Here is a 20,262-nt window from a genome sequence, read left to right as displayed (position 1 = left end):
TTTTTTTTCTTTTAGCACAACTTTGCATCCTTAAAAAGTTATTAACAAGCCAAAATATATTTATATTTTTTTTGGATAAAAAATCTAGGTTTCTACAAAGTTATAAATGCAAGCCTTCGTTTAAAATTATTCAAAAACACTAACTTTGCATAATACAATTCAACCTATGATTATTGACAAAGAAATACAATTCATCTTGGCGGTGGACGCTCTAAAAAATGTAAACCGCAGAAATTATAACGCCGACGATAGTCGCAGAGAAAACACTGCAGAACACAGCTGGCAAATCATTATTTTAGCACAAATTCTTTTCCCCTATGCCAAAAACAAGGAAAACATTGATCTGTTAAGGGTAATTAGAATGCTATCCATTCACGATTTGGTCGAAATTCATGCTGGAGACACTTTCCTGTTTGATGAAGCAAAAATGGAAGGCAAATTCGAAAGAGAAAAAGCCGCAGCCAAAAAAATCTTTGGAATCCTTAGTGAGCCGCTTCGAACGGATTTTTTCAATCTGTGGATCGAATTTGAAGAAGAGCAAAGTGCCGATGCAATTTTTGCATGTGCCATCGACAGAATCATGCCTTTTATCCTGAACACCCATACCGAAGCCAAAAGCTGGACAGAAGCCAATGTCAAAGAAAGCCAAGTGAGAGGGATGTTAGAGACGGCCATCAAAAGAGCTTCTACCGAAATGGGACAGGCTTTTGACATCCTCATTCAAAAAAGTTTAGACTTGGGATACTTAATCAAAGATTAAAATCCGTATCAAATCAGGTGGAATATTGTCCACAATCTTCGTTTTTACTAATTTTAGGCGCTTAAAAAATAAACAATGACTTTCCAAGAACAGATACAACAAGGCATACCCCAACATTTGCCAACACCAAAACCGTACGACACCAGCATCAACCATGCTCCGAAGCGAAAAGAAATCCTTACGGAGGAAGAAAAGAAACTGGCTTTAAAAAATGCACTTCGTTATTTTGAACCGCAATTTCATGCCGAATTAATTGACGAATTCAAAGAAGAATTGGAAAAATACGGTAGAATCTACATGTATCGTTACCGTCCGGATTACGAAATCTACGCAAGACCGATAGAAGAATATCCCGGAAAATCGCTTCAGGCGAAATCCATCATGCTGATGATTCAAAATAACTTGAGTTATGCCGTTGCACAACACCCTCACGAACTTATTACCTACGGGGGAAATGGTGCTGTATTTCAAAATTGGGCTCAATATCTTTTGACCATGAAATATCTTTCTGAAATGAACGATGAGCAAACCTTGGTGATGTACTCCGGACATCCTATGGGACTTTTTCCATCGCACAAAGATGCTCCAAGAGTTGTGGTAACCAACGGAATGGTAATCCCCAATTATTCCAAACCGGACGATTGGGAAAAATTCAATGCATTGGGCGTTTCTCAATACGGACAAATGACGGCCGGAAGCTACATGTACATCGGCCCGCAAGGTATCGTACACGGAACCACCATTACGGTTCTGAATGCATTTAGAAAAATTAAAAAATCACCAAAAGGAGGCTTATTTGTCACTTCTGGATTGGGCGGAATGTCCGGGGCACAACCCAAAGCTGGAAATATCGCAGGTTGCGTAACCGTTTGCGCCGAAGTAAATCCTAAAATCACCAAAATCCGTCACGATCAAAAATGGGTCGATGAAATTTTTGAAAATCTTGATGAATTGGTAGCTCGTGTGAAAACAGCACAAAAGAACCAAGAAACCATTTCTTTGACCTATCTTGGAAATGTGGTAGAAGTTTGGGAAAAATTTGACCAAGAAAACTTGAGAATAGACATAGGATCAGACCAGACATCCTTGCACAATCCTTGGGCAGGAGGTTATTATCCCGTGGGAATTTCTTTTGACGAAGCCAACATCATGATGGCAGAAAATCCTGAATTGTTTAAAGAAAAAGTACAAGAAACTCTTAGAAGGCACGCCACTGCCATCAACAAACATACAACAAAAGGAACTTATTTCTTTGATTATGGAAATGCTTTCTTGTTGGAAGCCAGCCGTGCCGGTGCCGATGTGATGTCCGAAAAACCAACCATAGGTAGAGAATTTAGATATCCTTCTTATGTACAAGACATTATGGGTCCTATGTGTTTCGATTACGGCTTTGGACCGTTCCGTTGGGTTTGTACCAGTGGAAAACCTGAAGATTTGCAAAAAACCGATGAAATTGCTTGTCAGATTTTGGAAGAAATCATGAAAAATTCTCCAGAAGAAATCCAACAACAAATGGCCGATAACATACAATGGATACAAGGAGCTCAAGAAAACAAATTGGTTGTTGGCTCGCAAGCCAGAATTTTATATGCCGATGCCGAAGGGAGAATGAAAATTGCAGAAGCCTTCAACAAAGCCATTGAAAAAGGAGAAATTGGACCGGTTGTTTTGGGAAGAGATCACCACGATGTTTCGGGTACAGATTCTCCATACAGAGAGACTTCCAACATCTACGACGGATCCAGATTTACCGCAGATATGGCCATACATAATGTGATTGGCGATAGCTTCCGCGGTGCGACTTGGGTTTCCATACACAACGGAGGTGGCGTTGGTTGGGGCGAGGTGATCAACGGTGGATTTGGAATGTTGTTAGATGGTAGTGATGATGCCGATAGACGATTAAAATCCATGCTTTTTTGGGATGTGAACAATGGTATTTCCAGAAGATCTTGGGCGAGAAATGAAGGAGCTATGTTTGCCATAAAAAGAGCCATGCAAGCTGAACCCAACCTGAAAGTTACACTCCCTAATTTGGTTTCCGAAGATTTGTTTTTATAATCTTTAACGGACCTGATTTTTACGAATAACTTTAATAATAAAAATAAAATTGATAGCGTTCCTAGGGAACGCTATCTTTTGTATGGACTAGTTGAATCTGACTTAAATAATTATTTAGGGCATCATGCTATATTGAAAAAAAAAGTATCTTTGGAAAGATAATACAAAAATAAAACTATACAAAACACAGTAACCAAAACCAATTAAATATGAAAAAATACTACAATCTACAAATTAAGATGAAAGAAAAGTGGCTACTGCTGTGGTTACTTTTGATTTTGCCAATTTGGGGTTTATCCCAAAGCAGTGGTATCACTATTGGTTGGAATGCACAAGTAGGATGCACCGAATTTATTTCTGAACAAGGAGAAAAACCTCAAGATAACTTTGAGGTTTGGGAAGAAATTAATATGGGTCATTGTGTTCGTTTTTGTGAATTTTCGCGAGTGAAATACACTGTTAATCCAGGAAATACGACCATGTCTTCGGTAAATTGGGGAGTAGCGGGTGGTACGATTATATCTACAACGAGCAATCCTTATGAAGCCATTATAGAATGGGGAAATGCCGGAAATGGAGCTATAAATATTACCATACAGTATGCAAATGGTACACAAGAAACAAAGTCGATTTGTGTTGAAAAGATTGATAGTCCCAAAGCATTGTTTGCTATCGCAGGACTTGGTGGACATGATGTTTGCATGAACACGCCTGTCTATTTTGATAATCTATCAACAGCAGGAGGAGGAACAGCCTTGGTAAGTTATGAATGGGATTTTGGAGACGGTAGCCCAACTTCAAGTGTTTACGAACCCATGCATACTTATACGACAGGGGGTGTTAAAATTGTAAAACTAAAAGTTACCAATCAATGTAACTGTAGTCAGGAATACGAGATGGAAATCCATGTGAATATTGCCAATCCTATTGATATTGCCTGTGCAAGTGTGGTTTGCGAGGGGAGTATAGAAACTTACACTGCGAATAACACTTGCAAAGGAAAGTGGAAAGTCATTGGCGGAACGATCATAAATACAAACGGAAATGTATTAACGGTACAATGGGATCAAATAGATCCAACAGACGGATTTGGTTATGTTATGTACCAATCCGAATGTGGATGCCCAGCTTGGACTACTTTGAAAATTCCGGTCATCACAAAAGAAGGGATTATACAGGGTCCGACCAATGTATGTACAGAGAAGCAATACCAATACAGTATGCCGCGATGGCCTACCACGCAAGTACAGTGGGATGTAACAGGACCAGGAGCGGTTCAGGCTAGCTATAATGCCCAGCGTAACGAAATTTTCTTAAAATTTAGTACTCTGGGTACTTACACATTATTTAACTATTACGAAAATACGCTGTTAAAATGTGGTGGTAGAAGTAATCCAAAGACCATTTTGGTAACTGCTCCCCTGATAATAACGGGAGGACAGCCTGAAGTATGCGTGGGTAACAATCTTACATTCAACAGTAATGCTGGTGGAAATGCTGTTTGGAAAGTCATGTTTAATGGAAATGTGGTACATACCGAAACAAATGTTAGCCTGAGTTACCACTTTCCAAATGCAGGAACATATATTGTTACCGCAAGCAGTCCAAATGGTGGTTGCACTGGCGATGGGGTTGTTGTACAAGCAATTCCTTTGCCTCCAATACCGAGTGGGACAATTCTGGGACCAGAGCCTGTATGCGTTGGTGTGCCTTATACCTACACCATTAACCCAACCAATGCAGGTTATCTTCCTATATGGAGTGTTACAGGAGGTGTAATACAAGGTAGCAACACAGGCAACAGTGTAACTGTAGTTTTCAGTACAGGAGCACCCGGCTATGCTATAAGCGTACAAAACCGTACCACAGGTGGATTGGGTTGCCTCTCGAATAAAAAGACAAGAACACTGCCAAAAGTAAATCTCGACAGTATAACCATTACCGCACCTAATACAAATAATACATATTGCCCAAGTAGCAGTGCAACATTTGTAGCCAACTTCAATGGTATTATTCCTGACGATTTTTCGTGGAGCTTCGCCTCTTCAAACTTTGGAAGTTTACTGCCCCATCCTAGCAATCCACACGCGATTATAGTTAACTTTAATGAAATTTCAAGCGGTATATACCAATCTAAACTTAGGTTGATCGTGAAAAAGTGTGGAATTACAAAAGTAATAGAGAAAATAGTCATCTTGCAACAGTTACCTGTTATCAGTATCAATGGAGGTACTGTGTGTGAAGGAAGCCCAACAATACCTATTACGGTAAATATACCTACCAATATAACCAGCGGAATGTTAACCTTTACATTTCCAGGAGGTGCAACCCCTCAACAAATGGCAATAACAACAGGAGGTACACAGACATTCAATGTTAATAATGACTTTGTAAATAATCAAAATACGGTAATTTCACAATCCTTGCAGGTTGCGTTATCTACACCAAACGGTTGTAATTATATAGCGACAACAGCTGCCAATTTTAATGTTGTTCCCGAACTAGATGTTGTAATTACGCCGGGTTATTATTATGCGATATGTCCTACAAGTCCTTATAGTGAAGTACTCACAGGAAACATTCCTTCCGGAATAACAGGTGCTACCTACCAATGGTACAAAAACAATGCACCCATTTTAGGTGCAACAGCTTCTACTTATACCATTAGTAACAGTACACAACCATCACCTGCCGGGATTTATTATTTGGTAGTAACAGCCAACGGTTGCTCATCTACCTCACAAGACATAACGGTAGTAACATTATGCCTTGATTCACCACCATGTACCATATCTCCAAATCCGAATTTGAATGTGCAAGCAGAGTGGACAAGTTGTAACACCATTACTGCTACCGCATCTTTTGTAGGTACACCAAGTAATTTTGAGTGGAAGAGTAGCCCATTCTTGCAACTACAACCGGGCAGTACGAGTACCACGGCAACATTTATCGTAACCAAATCAGGGGTACACAGCGTTTTTCTTACACTGGATTTTAATAATTGTTCAACACAAAAAAGTGTTGATGTTACCAAGCATTACGAACCAGACTTTAAAGCCAGCATTAGTTGTAATACCAACGGTACTTATAATGTTACTTTAACGGATACTTCATTGCTTACCAATATTACTTCCGGACAAATTGGCTACAGCTATACCATAAATGGTGGTAACCAGCAAAACGGACAAGTAGTTACCTACAATAATTTGCAACCAGGACAACAATATGCTTTTGCTATAAAGCTTACCGGACAAGGTGCGATGCCCGATTGTACTTTTACCCAAAACATTACCATGCCGAAATTACCAAGTATGCAATTTACAGTATCGCAAACCACAGTATGTAAGGGGGAAAAGATTATTCTTAGCATCCCACCAGCAAATTTCTTACCCAACCATATCTATAAATGGAAGTTTGCAGGTACTGCATTTATTGCCTCAGGACCTGTAACCGAGATAACCTTTAATATATTTAATCCAAATAGTTCTCTTTATTTAGAGGTAACTACCCCTGACAATTGTGTATTTACGAGCAATCCTGTAAATATACAAGTGAATCAGGCTAATATTTCCAATAGCATGATTTCAGGTTCAAATCTAGATGTATGTGCAACAAGCACCAACCAACCACAATTAACTGTTCCTTATTTAGTGGCTGGAAATCCAATCTCTAATTACGAATGGATGAACGGTAATCAATCCGTAGCAAGTGGTCCATCTCCAGTGTATCAGCCCACAAAATCAGGCAGTTATTGGGTTATCTTAACCGATGCAGTGAACGGTTGTAAGGATAAATCTTCCGCAGGCAGCCCTGTTTCGGTAGTCATCCGTAGCACTCCACAGGTAAGTATTGTGGGTAATTCTCAGGTTTGCCAAAACAATATGGTAACCTTACAAGGGGTTGTTACCGATAATAATTTGAATTACGAATGGACAATGAGTTATAATGGAGGAGCATCAGCTATGGTACAAACTGGTACTTCTGCTACCCCAGTGGTGCATACTTCCGGACCTTTGGCAGTGGGTACTTATGTATATACCCTGAAAGTTTGGGTAGCTACCGATCCTAGCTGTTTTGGTACTTCTAGCTTTACGGTAACGGTTAATCCTCCGCCTTCACCTCCACAAGCGCAGTTTCAGTTGCAAAGCTGTCAACCGTACAGTGTATTGCTGTATGTACAAAATCCACAGCCCGGAACCTACAACTGGAGTAACGGACAAACCGGCTCTTCTATTGTAGTAAACACCGGCGGAATTTACAATGTAATTTACACGGCACCTTCTGGTTGCAGTTCTTCATATTCGCTAATGGTACCACACAGTTTGGAAGACCTTATGTGGATTTTTCCTATCGGTTGCTACGACCTTTGTCCGAGAGATGGTTTTATAATCGGTCCCAGAGGAAGCTTTGATCATCATGAATGGCAATATTTTGGAAATAACCAACAAGGTGGTGGCGGTCTTATTAATCCTTACTGGTCATCCCAAACAGGAAGCCATCAGTTGTTTATTAATCATGGCGGCTGTCAGTTAACATCTGGAACAATGAATATGAGTCCATCTATAAATAATCCTGACTGTCCACCTAAAGACTGCAAATTGGATGCTTTCGTAAGAAGTGTGAAGCGTGAAGGCAATACCTATCTTCTTTTCGGACAGATTATGAATTTTGGTACACAAGCGATTACCGTTAGCCTAACCAGTGCAAACAACTATGGCGTGTACGCTCCATCTAGTATTACCATACCAGCAGGAGGAAGCTACCAAATGAACCCGGTTATCTTCTATCCGGGAGCTAATTTTCCCGGAGGTGCAGATACAATGCAGATTACAGGAGCCAATCCGGACTGTACTATAAAAGTAGATGCGGTAATGGGGGCAGTCAATTATGCTAAAGTTGACACAATAAAAACAGAAACTACTGCTACTTTTGGATTACTGCCAAATCCTGCTAAAGAGGAAGTAAGCATTTCCTACGATACAGGGAATGACAAAGTGGAAGCACTGTCTTTGTATATCTACGACCGTAGCGGGAATCTACAACACCAACAAAAACTGCAAAAAAGCAAGGGCGAAGTAAAACTCAAAATTCAGCACTGGCTGCAAGGATTGTATTTGGTAAGCATTACCACTACCGGAGAGGCATTGCAAGGTAAGCTTTTGAAAGAATAAAACTTTCTTGATAATATCAGGCTACCTCCAATTGGGATACCTGATTTTTACGAAAAACTTTAATAAAAAAATTAAATTAATTGATAAAAAAATAATTATGAAAAGTAGAATTTACATACTAGTAATATTATTGTCGTACTCCCTATCAAATGCTCAAACCTACACTTGGCAATGGGCAAAAACAGGAGGGGCAATTAATGGCTCAAGTGATATTGGTTTTAGCCAGTTGGACGATGAGTATATTTTGGATATGGTGGTGGATAATCAAAATAACACCTATTATCTAACTTGGATTTATAATGATACACCACTATTAGATGGACAAACAGTTACCACTTATGGTACTAAGAATATTTTACTTTTTTCAGTAAATTGCCAGGGTGTACTACGATGGAAACGCACGATTGGAGGTGGCGGAAACAATACCAATAATGCTCAAAAGATAGTATTGGATAATAATGGAGGGATTTATTTAACATTTGCAGCGGGAAATTCTTCCTCCAATGGAAGTATGTATCTACCACCGAGATTTGGGGACAATGATGTTATGCCAGTGGTTAATGATCCTTTTGTTGCCCAAGCCGGAATGCGGTATGGACATTTGTTGAAATACAACACCGCTGATGGCAATTTAGTTTGGCGTAGGGACTTTCAAGGAGATGTATCTGCATATAATATGGGAATGGATATGAGCGGACCAGTTTTTGACAGTCAAAACAATATTCATCTTATTTTAGGTTTTATGTACGGTACTCATCTGAATGGTATGATTACTGTTCCGAACTCATTTAATACTACTTTTCAATATTATTTGGTAAAATATGATACAAGTGGAAACATTGTTGGCACACCAACTTTGTTACCACTTACTGGTGCAACAACATTTCGGGGGGGATGCCTAAGCTTCATGTATGATCAGGCTAATAGCCGATATTATTTAGCCGGTTCGAAAAATTATTCTGGTTCGTCTGGAGGGCAATCTATCTCATGGAACAATGTTCCCATTACTGAAAACGCTTTTGTAATGGCATTTAATAGTGCTACCTTCCAGAAATTATGGATTAGGGGATCGGGCGGTAGCGTAGGAGGTTTTGAAGCCGGTGGAAATATTTTTGGCTTAAAAAAAGACCCTGCAACAAGCGATATTTATATTTCGGGGTTATTTGGAAAAGGAGTGGAGCAAGTAACCTTTGGTAGCGATTTTAACTTTACAACGCCTCTTTTTGGTTCTATTCCATTCGTAATGAAACTCAGTACTTCCAACAGTGGTAGCAATGTACTTTGGTGTACCAATCCACAATCATTGTCCAATGGTGACCTTGGTGTTTATGCCCAAATCGCCAGAATGCCCATCGCTCTAAAAGGCAATGAAATATTATTTGCCAAAGGCAGTATTAGGGAGGTATGGGGAGCTTTCCCCATGGTAAGACCAACCAATGATGGTACGGATCCACTGCTGGTAAAGCTGAACAAAGATACAGGTGTTGTTACCGGCACACACGAAGTGTTGGGAAATTATGGCTATGATGACCAGTTTACCGCTATTGCAGTTGATAATGACGGCAATATTATGCTGGGTGGGTTTATCAATTCGCAACTTTTTGTGGATCCTAATGACGGAGTACCTACCATAAGCAATGCTGCCAACAGTGATAAAACAAACTTTTTCTATGCCAAACTGGCTACTTCTTCTAACTGTACTCTTATGGCAACCGCAGAAACTCCTGTAAAAGAAACAGATGTGGTTTTTTACCCCAACCCAGTAGAGGATATACTGCATATAAAAACCAAAGAAAAACTACAATCTTATGAAGTTATTACTGCAAACGGTAGTTTGGTAAAATCCGGCACTTTTGACGGAAAAGACTACAGGGTAAATATGCAAGGACTCACAAAAGGCGTATATTTTGTAAAGGTTGAGGGCAATGGTTTTGCTACAGCAGATAAAGTGGTAAAAATGTAATGCCAATCGGATATTCAAGATGGTCTTCATTTTAAAAGCCTAAACGACTATCACATTAGCATTATACCAAAAAGTTTTGAACAAATTTATTATTTTGTGTGGTTGAAACTCTAAAATAAGTAGTTACTTTATACTGTAAAAGGTTTCAAAATCCAAAATTTTCGGAAAGAAGTAATTGGGTTACAAATATTTTGAAAATATTTGTAACCTTTTTCATAAAAACACCGTATAATAATATGTAGCTCAAAAAAAAACGGGTTATTTTTTGTAGATGAGACAGTTAAAAATTACAAAACAGGTTACCAATAGAGAAACCGCTTCTTTGGACAAATACCTGCAGGAAATTGGTAAAGTGGATTTGATTACCGCTGATGAAGAGGTAGAATTGGCACAAAAAATTAGAGCCGGCGACAGAGTTGCCCTTGAAAAGCTCATCAAAGCCAACCTCCGTTTTGTGGTATCCGTTTCTAAACAGTACCAAAACCAAGGACTTTCTCTTCCCGATTTGATCAATGAAGGAAATTTAGGCTTGATGAAAGCTGCAAAAAGATACGACGAAACCAGAGGTTTCAAATTCATTTCTTATGCCGTTTGGTGGATTCGTCAGTCCATCCTTCAAGCTTTGGCAGAGCAGTCCAGAATTGTAAGATTGCCATTGAATAAAATTGGATCCATCAACAAAATCAACAAAGCTTACGCTCACCTTGAACAAGAAAACGAAAGACCACCTTCTCCCGAAGAACTTGCAGAAGTATTGGATATGAGTGAGGAGGACATCAAAGAATCCATGAAAAACTCCGGGAGACACCTATCCATGGATGCACCGTTGGTTGAAGGTGAAGACTCTAACTTGTACGATGTATTGCGTTCCGGAGAGTCGCCAAGTCCAGACAAAGATTTGATGTTGGAGTCTCTTCAAATTGAAATTGAAAGAGCTCTACAAACTCTAACTCCAAGGGAGGCCGATTTGGTAAGACTTTATTTCGGATTGAATGGAAAACATCCTATGACTTTGGAAGAAATCGGAGAAACTTTTGATCTTACAAGAGAAAGAGTAAGACAGATTAAAGAAAAAGCCATCAAGAGATTGAAACACAATACCAGAAGTAAAATTTTGAAATCTTATCTGGGTAAATAATTTCAAATAAAATAGTAAAAGCCACTTTTCAGTGGCTTTTTTTAGTGCTTAAAATCAATTTTCATTTTTTTTAGGAGTTGCATTCCAAAAGGTTTTTCACTTTTGGAATGCCTGAAACTCCAACCTTATTTAACTATATTAATCTTTCGAAAATTTTATTTTAAGCTTATTAATTTTTTAAAACTTTTCACAACTGCCAGTTCTACATCGGCATATTCTTTTGTATCGCATTCTGCCAAAAGTTTCTCAGCAACTGCCGAATTGTATTGCGCATTGCCCTGAATTTTGAAAATCAAATGTTGGGACAGATTGCTTAATTTTTCTGACAGAGGTAGAAATGGAGAAATCAAAGGAGCGTTTTCGTTTAACTTTTTCAATTCCGAATAATTAGAAATCCACTGATTAAGAAAAATAACAATCTTGGATTTAGAATCTTCATTTTTATCAATCACAAATTGATCCACCAAAGTATTGAATGCAAGAGCATCTTTAGCATCGGGAGTGCAAGCATCGGCAAACAAAGTCAACGGAGAGTACATTTGATACTCCGTACCGCCTTTATTTCTTGTGTACAATTTCAGAGGTTCGCAAACATTTGAAAAATCTTCAACCGCTTTTGTATCCTGATAATTGGCAATATTTCTAAGGATGACTCCTTTGTTTCGGATGTGGGTAATGCCCAATTCTTCCAATCTGTTTGTTACAGGAATGAGTCGTTTTCTCATATCCGCCACATTTTTCACCGAAGCATCCGACCAAAGTCTCTCGGCTATGGCTGCTGTTCTCGGCCAAATCCTGGAGTCTATGGTTAATGGAGTTGCCAATTCGCTCCACATCGTAGCTTCGCCCCCCCAAATATTATTGAGGGTTGCCTCGGACAAATTCAAATCTTTATTTACAGGATCGGTATTGTAATGGCTTTCTACATCCATAACCAGATCGATGTAATACCCGTTGGACAAAACCGTTTTGTACCCATTTTGAGCTGCTTTTGCCAAAGATTCACCGGCCTTCAAACCTTCATTTACACCTCTCCAAGAGTGGATAACAGCATCTTTCGACATGTCTTTGGTCATGATTTCTTCCCAACCCATCAATACTTTGTTGTGTTTTTTGAGTAGAGGGATCAGTTTCATGGTAAAATAAGTCTGAAGATCGTGGTTGGTCTTTAGGTTATTTTCTTTTTTAAACTGTTGAATTTTAGGATTGGCATCCCATTCTTTACCTTCGTTTTCGTCGCCACCGATGTGGAAAATTTTTCCCGGAAAAAGTGGACAGACCTCATCAAAAATTAGGGAAAGAATTTGATAAGTCTTGGGATTGGTAGGATCCAAAGTTGGGTTGAACACGCCGGCATTTCTCTCCACGGTATATGTCATACCTGGAGTGCTTCCAATTTCAGGAATGGCGGTTAATATTGCCGAGGCATGACCGGGAACATCAATTTCCGGAACGATCATAATTCCCAAATTGGCAGCATATTTTACCACATCTTTTATCTGATCTTGGGTGTAATATTGACCATCAGAAGATTTTTCATGGAGTTGTTTCAGATTTTTCATTTCTATTCTCCAACCTTGATCGTCCACCAAATGCCAATGGAAAACATTTAGTTTAACAGCAGCCATAGCATCTAGGTTTCTTTTGATGACCTCTATGGGTTGAAAATGTCGTGCCGCATCAATCATCAAACCACGCCATTTGAATCGTGGATGGTCCTTGATCTCTATGGAAGGAAAAAAATATTCTGAAGCGGAATTCTGAAGTGTCTGAAGCAAAGTTTCTAGGGCATAAATGGCACCGGTATCGGTATTCGCTATTATTTTAATTTTTGAATGATCCACCGATAGCTGATAGCTTTCGTCTTGTTGGAGATCCAGTGATGCCGTATTTTTCACCTGTATTTGCAAGGTTGCAGTTGGAGCTGAATTGTTTTCATGTGCAAATTCCTCATTAAAAAACACTCCGGATCTCCCATCCAATCGTCTAAGAAACTTGGTAGTGGCATTTCGTAATCTTTCGGATTGGACTCCGTTTATGTTGATGTTAAAATCTTTTTTAAGAACTAATTTCCCGGTATTCAGGTTCACTTCTTTAGGCCAAGGCATTAGGTTGAGCTGTTCTTTTTGTACTTGTCCCAAACACAAAGAAGAAAATAATGCTGTAAGCAAAGTGTATTTCATGTAATTTATATTAATGGTTGATCTTTTTCAATTTTATTCTTTCATGCAAAAATGAATAAAAAATCTAATTGTGACCTTCCGAAGAGAGCCACAATTAGTCCTAAGTAAAAATGAAAAAGTAAAATTATTGATTTCTAAAAATCAAATTTTTTAAAAGCCTCAATGGCTTCATATTCTGCTAAGCCCAATTTATTGTACAATTCGGCGGTTTTTTTGTTACGATCTTCAGCCCTCATCCAAAATTCTCTAAGGTCATTTCCTTGGAACATGACTCTATCTTTTTGTGACTGATGGTAGAAAATGGCATTTCTCTTGGCCATTACCTCATCCGGACTTATCGGAATTGCCATATCAATTTCGTCGATATCCCATTCGTGCCAAGCACCTCTGTAGAGCCACAACCAACAGTCCTGCATGTACGGTTTTCCTTTCAAATTCTTTAATGCCTTGAAAATCAAACTCAAACAAACTTCATGAGTTCCGTGAGGATCGGCCAAATCGCCTGCAGCAAATACCTGATGGGGTTTTACAGCTGCGATAAGGTCTTCTACCTTCTTTACATCAACTTCTGTTGGTGGATTTTTCTTGATATAGCCCGTTTCGTAAAAAGGTAAATCCAAGAAATGAACTTTATCGTCTGTTAATTTAAAAGAGCGAACTGCAGCATAAGACTCTCTCCTACGGATCAGTCCTTTTAGTTTTCTGACTTCTAAAGAATCGATTTGGTTATCGGTTTTATTGTTCAGGAAATCAATAACTTTTTGAAAATTAATATTGCTGCTGTCTTGATCTACAAAATCATTGCAAACCTCTGCAAATTTCAAGGCTTCTTCATCGGTAACTGCAATATTTCCAGAGGTTTGGTAAGCTACATGGACTTCATGACCTTGTTGAATCAATTTGTTAAATGTGCCTCCCATTGAGATGACATCATCATCCGGATGAGGACTGAAAATGATAACTCTTTTTTTTGCAGGTTGGGCTCTTTCTGGTCTGTGGGTATCGTCATGATTGGGCTTTCCACCGGGCCAACCCGTTATGGAATGCTGCAATTGATTGAACATTTTGATGTTAAGATCGTAGGCAGAACCCTCTTGTACCAAAAGATCCGACATCCCATTGTTGTTATAATCCCTATCGGTTAGTTTCAGCACGGGTTTTCCGGTTTTCTCACAAAGCCAAACGATGGCCTTACTACGAAGTTCTTTGGTCCAAATACACTCTCCTACCAGCCAAGGTGTTTTGCATCTTGTAAGCTCTGAAGAAGCCGTTTTGTCCAAAACAAAAGTAACATTGGGATGATTTTGCAAAAATGTTGCAGGAACATCACTGCTTATATCCCCCTGAATGGTTCTTTTGATGATGTCCGCCTTGTTTTGTCCCCATGCAAGAAGCACAATCCTTTTGGATCTAAGAATCGTTGAAACCCCCATGGTTATGGCCTTTTTAGGCACATTTTCCATGCCGTTAAAATCAGAAGAGGCATCGACTCTTGTGATGTGATCCAAAGTAATGATGCGGGTACCGGAATTGATGTGCGATCCGGGTTCATTAAATCCCACATGACCTGTCCTACCAATCCCTAGAAGTTGAAAATCCAATCCGCCGGCTTCTTTTATTTTCATTTCATAATCGATGCACCATTGGTTAATTTCATCAAAAGGAACAGTACCACAAGGGATGTGCACATTATCCGGATGAATATCGACATGATTGAAAAGATGTTGATGCATGAAGAAGTGATAACTTTGTTTGTTGTCTTTGGACATGGGATAGTACTCGTCCAAATTAAACGATACCACATTGGAGAAGCTTAGATTTTCTTCTTTATGCAGCCTTACCAACTCTTCGTACACCTTGATGGGAGAAGACCCGGTTGCCAAACCCAAAACGCAGGTTTTATTTTCTTTTTGCTTGGATTGTATCAGTTCTGCAATTTCATGAGCTACAATTTTGGAAGCTTCTACAGAATTTTCGAAAATTTCATTGTGAATTTTTTCAAAACGAGTTTCTTCAAATTGTCCGGCTGTTTTGAAACTAATGTCTCTATGTTGAAATTTGGTTTTCATGTTAAAAGTAGATTTGTACTTAAATTATCATTAACATCAAAGGTATTTTTATTTTAGATTTTTAAAAAATAAAATAATCTAATGGAATAAAAACTTCTACCAACGACATTTAATTGAAAATAAACAAATTTATCAGAGGGTTATACTCGGTTTTAAAAAAATGGTATAGGCTGAATGTTGTACCTATACCATCAAAAGCATAATTATGATAAAAATATTAATTTACATCCCACCAAAGATTGGTACCTCCGTTATCCGGTCCGCCAAGCATTCCTACAGCTGCAGAAACATTTGTTGGATTGGTTGATTTTTCGGAAGCTGGGAAATTAATTCTCTTAATGAATTCGGTAGTACTGATCAATCCACCACTTTTATTCAGTTTTACTGGGAAAAGTTTAGGATAGCCTGTTCTTCTGAATTCCGACCAAGCTTCTTGTCCATCTGGGAAACCGGAAATCCATTTTTGAGTAATGATTTTTTCTAATTTCAAAGCGTCGGTATCGGCGTTATTCCATGCGATGGTTACCTGAGAAGCTGCATTGATGTTATTATCCGGGTTGAATGCATCTACATAATTTGCAGGTGTATTGCTGGTATTGGTGATGTAAGAACCCGCAGTGAGTCCGTACTGTGCAAAAGACAACTGAATACCGTTATTGTACGCCGTTTCTGAAGAAATACCGTTGGTGTTCCAATTTTTCAATTTGGCTTCAGCAATTAGAAATTGTACTTCAGAAGCGGTCATCAATTGGATCTGAGAAAACATATCCGAATTGATGCCTGAATTTTTCACATAAGAGTCCTTTCCACCGTGAGCGGTAATGTCTATCCCTTGTCTAATACCTGTATATGAGTTGCTGAAGGTGTTTTTCGTAAAATATTTACCCACTCTTGGGTCTTGCAACCCGTTGAGAATGGATTCCATAGAAGCTCCCATTCTGGTGTCGCCCCATGAATTGATCACTCCAAGAGGATTGGGTTTGTTCACGATAAAATTTTCTGTATTATTGGACATCAAACCTCCTAAATCGGACAATGCTTTTTCGCCTTCGGTTTTGGCTTTCACAGGATCTACACCAGAGATACGAAGAGCCAATCTTAATCGTAGTGAATTACCAAATTTGATCCATTTAGCCAAATTTCCACCAAAAGCACTGATGTCTGCACTTGGATCTAGAACCAATCCTTTATTCTGTGCATCTTTAAGAGCTGCAATACCGGCGTCCAAATCGGCAAAAAATGCATAATACGCTTCTTTTTGAGTGTCAAATTTATCACCTGCAGCATTTTCGCCAAAATGAGAATAGATGATCGGTCCGTAGATATCGGAAATCCTGTGCATCCCTTCTACTTTTAGGATTTTTGCGATGCCTAAAAACTGTGGAAGATTGAGTTGTGCTGCACGATTTTCAACTTTAAAAGCATTAGGCAAAACTCCTGTATAGGCAATGGTCCAAGGATACTGATTCCAACCATCGACTAGGTTGTAGTGGGTGTTGTTGCTGTCTCCAGCAAAAGGAGTTGGTGGCGCCATATATCCGGAAAAAACATCACCCATAAGGTTTTGTTGCAACTGGAATTGCCACTCCGGAGTTACCATAACAATGCTGGACATTAGATTTTCTAATGGAGCTTTTACAATGGTAAGACCTTGCATTTGTTGTTCTTGAGTTTGGCCGTATTCATCGTTGATGTTTCGTTCTGAATCTACAGAACATGAAGTTACAGATGCTAAAACCGTAAGAGCCAATCCGTATTTTATAAATTTATTTTTGAATTTTATTGTTTTCATATTCTTTGATTTAGAAAGTTACATTTAGATTAAGACCAATACTTCTTGTTGAAGGTTGAGAAAACACTTCTACACCTTGGAAAGCTTCGCCCGTACTGGAAACCATATTGGGATCAAATGGGATGTCTTTTGCTTTTTTGTAGATGAAGAACAGGTTTCTTCCGACCAAGGAGATGTTGGCTTTCTTAATGAAAGAATTTTTAGGGTTAAAAGAGTAGCCCAAGGAAAGTTCAGCCAATCTAAAGTTGCTCAGATCGTACACATATTCGCTGGTGTAGCCTTGTCTTCCACCCACTGCAGAATAATAGTCTTTTGCAGAGATGCTGTAGTTTTGTCCTGCGCCATTGCTCACCATGATCATTCCGCCATTGGTATTTCTGGCATCGGCAGAAGCTTGAGAAACTCCGGCTTGGTCCAACATGGCTTGGGTAGTACTTACGGCTTTTCCGCCCATTTTACCATCAATCACTACATTCAGCGATAGATTTTTGTAGTTGAAAGTATTCACCCAACCTCCGGTCCAATCTGGGAAAGGAGTTCCGGCATCGACCATTTTATTTCCTCTAGCCGTGTAACCGGTCACATTTCCGTTGCTGTCCAAGACTTTGTCAAAAATAGCAAGTCCATTGGCATCTCTCTCCAATTGTTTTACCATGATGGTCCCGAATCGTTCTCCTTCTTTCAGAACATATTGGAAAGAGTTATCCAACTCGGTCAATACCGCGACAACACTTCCGTTAGGCTGTCTTAGTTGGTCGGATAATGATTTTACATAACTTTTATTGGTTCCGATATTGATGGTAGAGCTCCATTCGAAGTTTTCATTTCTAACCGGTATTACATTAAGGCTGGCCTCAATACCTTTGGATTCGATATCACCACCGTTAATGGCCCATCGCTTAACACCCAAAGAATTGGCTGCTGCCTGAATTTCGAAATATTGATTGGTGGTATTGGACTTATAGTAAGTTAAATCGAGGTTAACTCTGTTTTTGAAGAAACGGCCTTCAAGACCAAATTCTAAAGATTTTTTTAGTTCGGGTTTCAGATTGATACCCGGGAAACTGGAAACTTCAGGTTCTAACAACACACCGCCTTTTAGTTTTCCATAAGAACTGGAACGGTTGTCTTGGATGTAGGATGGAATATCGTTTCCTACTTGTGCAAAAGCACCTCTTACTTTAAGGAAATTAACATTTTCGCCAAAATCTATGTATTTATTAAGAATGGTAGATGCACCGATGGATGGGTAGAAAAATCCTTGATTAAGTGTACTGGACCAGTCTTTTCTGGCGGAGATATCCAAATATACGGCTTTATCATAACCCAACTGTACCGTTCCAAAAACCGAACGAACTTCTTTGTCTGTTCCAATAGAATTTCCAATACCTTGTGTGGAAGTAAAATTGCCTAAAACGAAATAATTCGGAATTTTCAGACCGTTACCTTGGGTGTATCCAGAATCGGCAAAGGTTAGGTCTCCCAATTTATAATCGTTTCTGCTCACACCCAATACTGTGGTAAGGTCAAATTTATCAAAAGACTTATTCACAGTTGCTAAAAAGTCCATGTACCATTGGGTATCTACGCTGTTCTCTTGTATGTATCTTCCGTTCGCGGTAGCCAAAGTTGCATCGGTAGATGCGTACATTCTTCTTTGGTATTTTCTGTTGACATAGTCATAAGAAGCACGCCCTTGTAAGGTTAACCAGTCTGTAGCTGCATAAGAAATGGATCCTTTTAGGTAAGCTCTTTTGTTGTTTTCGTCGGTTGCAGCACGATTTAGAATCCAATACGGGTTTTGTTCGATATCGCTTGAGTACGCCGAGTTCGGGAATCTCACTTGCTTATTGATGTAATCGATGGGATCCAACTTTTCGAAATTATTGATGTAGTCTCCAAAATTTTCACCTCTTGGGAAAGCATATACGCTTACCAATGGGTTAAAATACAAACCACTTCCCGGTCTGTTGTGATAAATTTGTTCTGAAATATTTGCCGAAGCATCGATTTTCAATTTATCATCAAACAAATTAATATTTTCTCTAAAACTGATGTTGTTCTGATTCATCTTACTCGTTGGTAATGTCCCATGAGAAAGGGAATTGGAGTACGATAGGTAACTGGACGACACTTGGTTTCCTGCACTTAAAGATACCGAGTTGATGGTGGTAACTCCTGTATCGAAAAATTTCTTAGCATAATTTTCAGAGCTTCCTTTAGCTCCCCAACTTTGTCCACCTTTTCCTGGTGTAGATGCTAAATATTCGTATTGCAACTTTGGCATATAAGCCGCCGATTCTACCGTGGTATTGGAGTTGATGTTAACAGAAACTTTTCCAGCCTTTCCTTTTTTAGTGGTAATAAGGATAACTCCGTTGGCACCTTGACTTCCGTACAAAGCAGCTGAAGCAGCACCTCTAAGAACTGTTATGTTCTCGATATCGTCCGGGTTGATCATGGACAGCACATCGCCACCGTCTCTACTACCCCCTTCGTCACCAAAAATTTTATACGGTTGTGCCGGCGAAGTATTGGCAATCGGTACACCATCGATAACATAAAGTGGTTGGTTGTTTCTGGCAGAAGACTCGCCTCTTAAAGTCACCTTAACAGAACCCGCCACACCGGAGGAGCTTCTGGAAATGTTCATCCCGGCAACACGACCGGACAGACTGTTGATGGGATTGGCATCTTTCACCTTTACCAAAGCATCGCCACCAATTTCTTGTGCAGAATAAGTCAATGCTCTCTTTTCTTTTTTGATTCCCAATGCGGTAACAACTACGCCTTGGATGTCTTTAGTCTTTAAACTATCCGTTTTACCCGATTGTGCCGATGCAAATGCAAAGGTGGAGGATAAAACCACAACCAAGACTGAATTTGTAATTTTTTTCATATTTCTAGGTTAAATTTTTATTTCTTTTTTTTTCGATAACGATAACTTTTTCTCTTTTTTCGAGGTATAAAAAATGATCAATTCTCGATTTTTAAATATGAACTTGTTTAATGTTTCCTAATCAAAATACAACAGAATGCGAGCAGATGAAAATCCCTCCAATGTTTTTCTTTAGTTTCATATCGTATTAATAGCGCTTTAAAGCTATCTATCCAAGCGTTCA

At 39.1% G+C, this 20,262-nt stretch carries 9 protein-coding genes; 5 read left to right on the top strand and 4 right to left on the bottom strand.

Annotated features, from left to right (window positions below):
* Positions 1–166 precede the first annotated feature (166 nt).
* The 5 genes from EIY84_RS09300 (at position 167) to EIY84_RS09280 (ending at position 11,096) form a co-directional block, all read left to right on the top strand.
* A complete protein-coding gene (locus EIY84_RS09300; RefSeq protein ID WP_124642493.1) occupies positions 167–760 on the top strand; it encodes an HD domain-containing protein in 594 nt (197 codons plus the stop codon).
* Positions 761–835: 75 nt separating this feature from the next.
* Complete coding sequence (locus EIY84_RS09295; RefSeq protein ID WP_124642491.1) at positions 836–2,824, top strand: urocanate hydratase; 1,989 nt, start codon at positions 836–838, stop codon at positions 2,822–2,824.
* 209 nt (positions 2,825–3,033) lie between these two features.
* Positions 3,034–7,995: a PKD domain-containing protein gene (locus tag EIY84_RS09290; RefSeq protein ID WP_124642489.1), complete on the top strand. Its 4,962-nt coding sequence runs from the start codon at positions 3,034–3,036 to the stop codon at positions 7,993–7,995.
* A 97-nt stretch (positions 7,996–8,092) separates the two neighbouring features.
* Positions 8,093–9,958 (top strand): T9SS type A sorting domain-containing protein, encoded by a 1,866-nt coding sequence (locus EIY84_RS09285; protein WP_124642487.1) that lies wholly within the window; start codon positions 8,093–8,095, stop codon positions 9,956–9,958.
* 271 nt (positions 9,959–10,229) lie between these two features.
* On the top strand, positions 10,230–11,096 hold the full coding sequence (locus EIY84_RS09280; RefSeq protein WP_027376244.1) for a sigma-70 family RNA polymerase sigma factor: 867 nt from the start codon (positions 10,230–10,232) through the stop codon (positions 11,094–11,096).
* 155 nt (positions 11,097–11,251) lie between these two features.
* On the opposite strand, the gene EIY84_RS09275 is transcribed toward EIY84_RS09280, so the two are convergent.
* From EIY84_RS09275 to EIY84_RS09260, 4 genes are all read right to left on the bottom strand, one after another.
* Complete coding sequence (locus tag EIY84_RS09275; RefSeq protein WP_124642485.1) at positions 11,252–13,279, bottom strand: beta-N-acetylhexosaminidase; 2,028 nt, start codon at positions 13,277–13,279, stop codon at positions 11,252–11,254.
* 134 nt (positions 13,280–13,413) lie between these two features.
* Positions 13,414–15,348, bottom strand: coding sequence for a glucosamine-6-phosphate deaminase (nagB, locus tag EIY84_RS09270; RefSeq protein WP_124642483.1), 1,935 nt, complete (start codon positions 15,346–15,348; stop codon positions 13,414–13,416).
* Positions 15,349–15,565: 217 nt separating this feature from the next.
* Positions 15,566–17,140 carry a SusD/RagB family nutrient-binding outer membrane lipoprotein gene (locus tag EIY84_RS09265; RefSeq protein ID WP_124642481.1) on the bottom strand — a complete coding sequence of 525 codons (1,575 nt, stop codon included), beginning with the start codon at positions 17,138–17,140 and terminating at the stop codon, positions 15,566–15,568.
* 10 nt (positions 17,141–17,150) lie between these two features.
* Entirely contained in the window at positions 17,151–20,039 is a 2,889-nt protein-coding gene (locus EIY84_RS09260; RefSeq protein WP_124642479.1) for a SusC/RagA family TonB-linked outer membrane protein, read from the bottom strand.
* Between the last annotated feature and the right edge of the window lie 223 nt (positions 20,040–20,262).

The sequence above is a fragment of the Amniculibacterium aquaticum genome, assembly GCF_003852705.1.
Lineage (GTDB): Bacteria > Bacteroidota > Bacteroidia > Flavobacteriales > Weeksellaceae > Amniculibacterium > Amniculibacterium aquaticum.
This window is presented reverse-complemented; position numbering and strand designations above follow the sequence as displayed.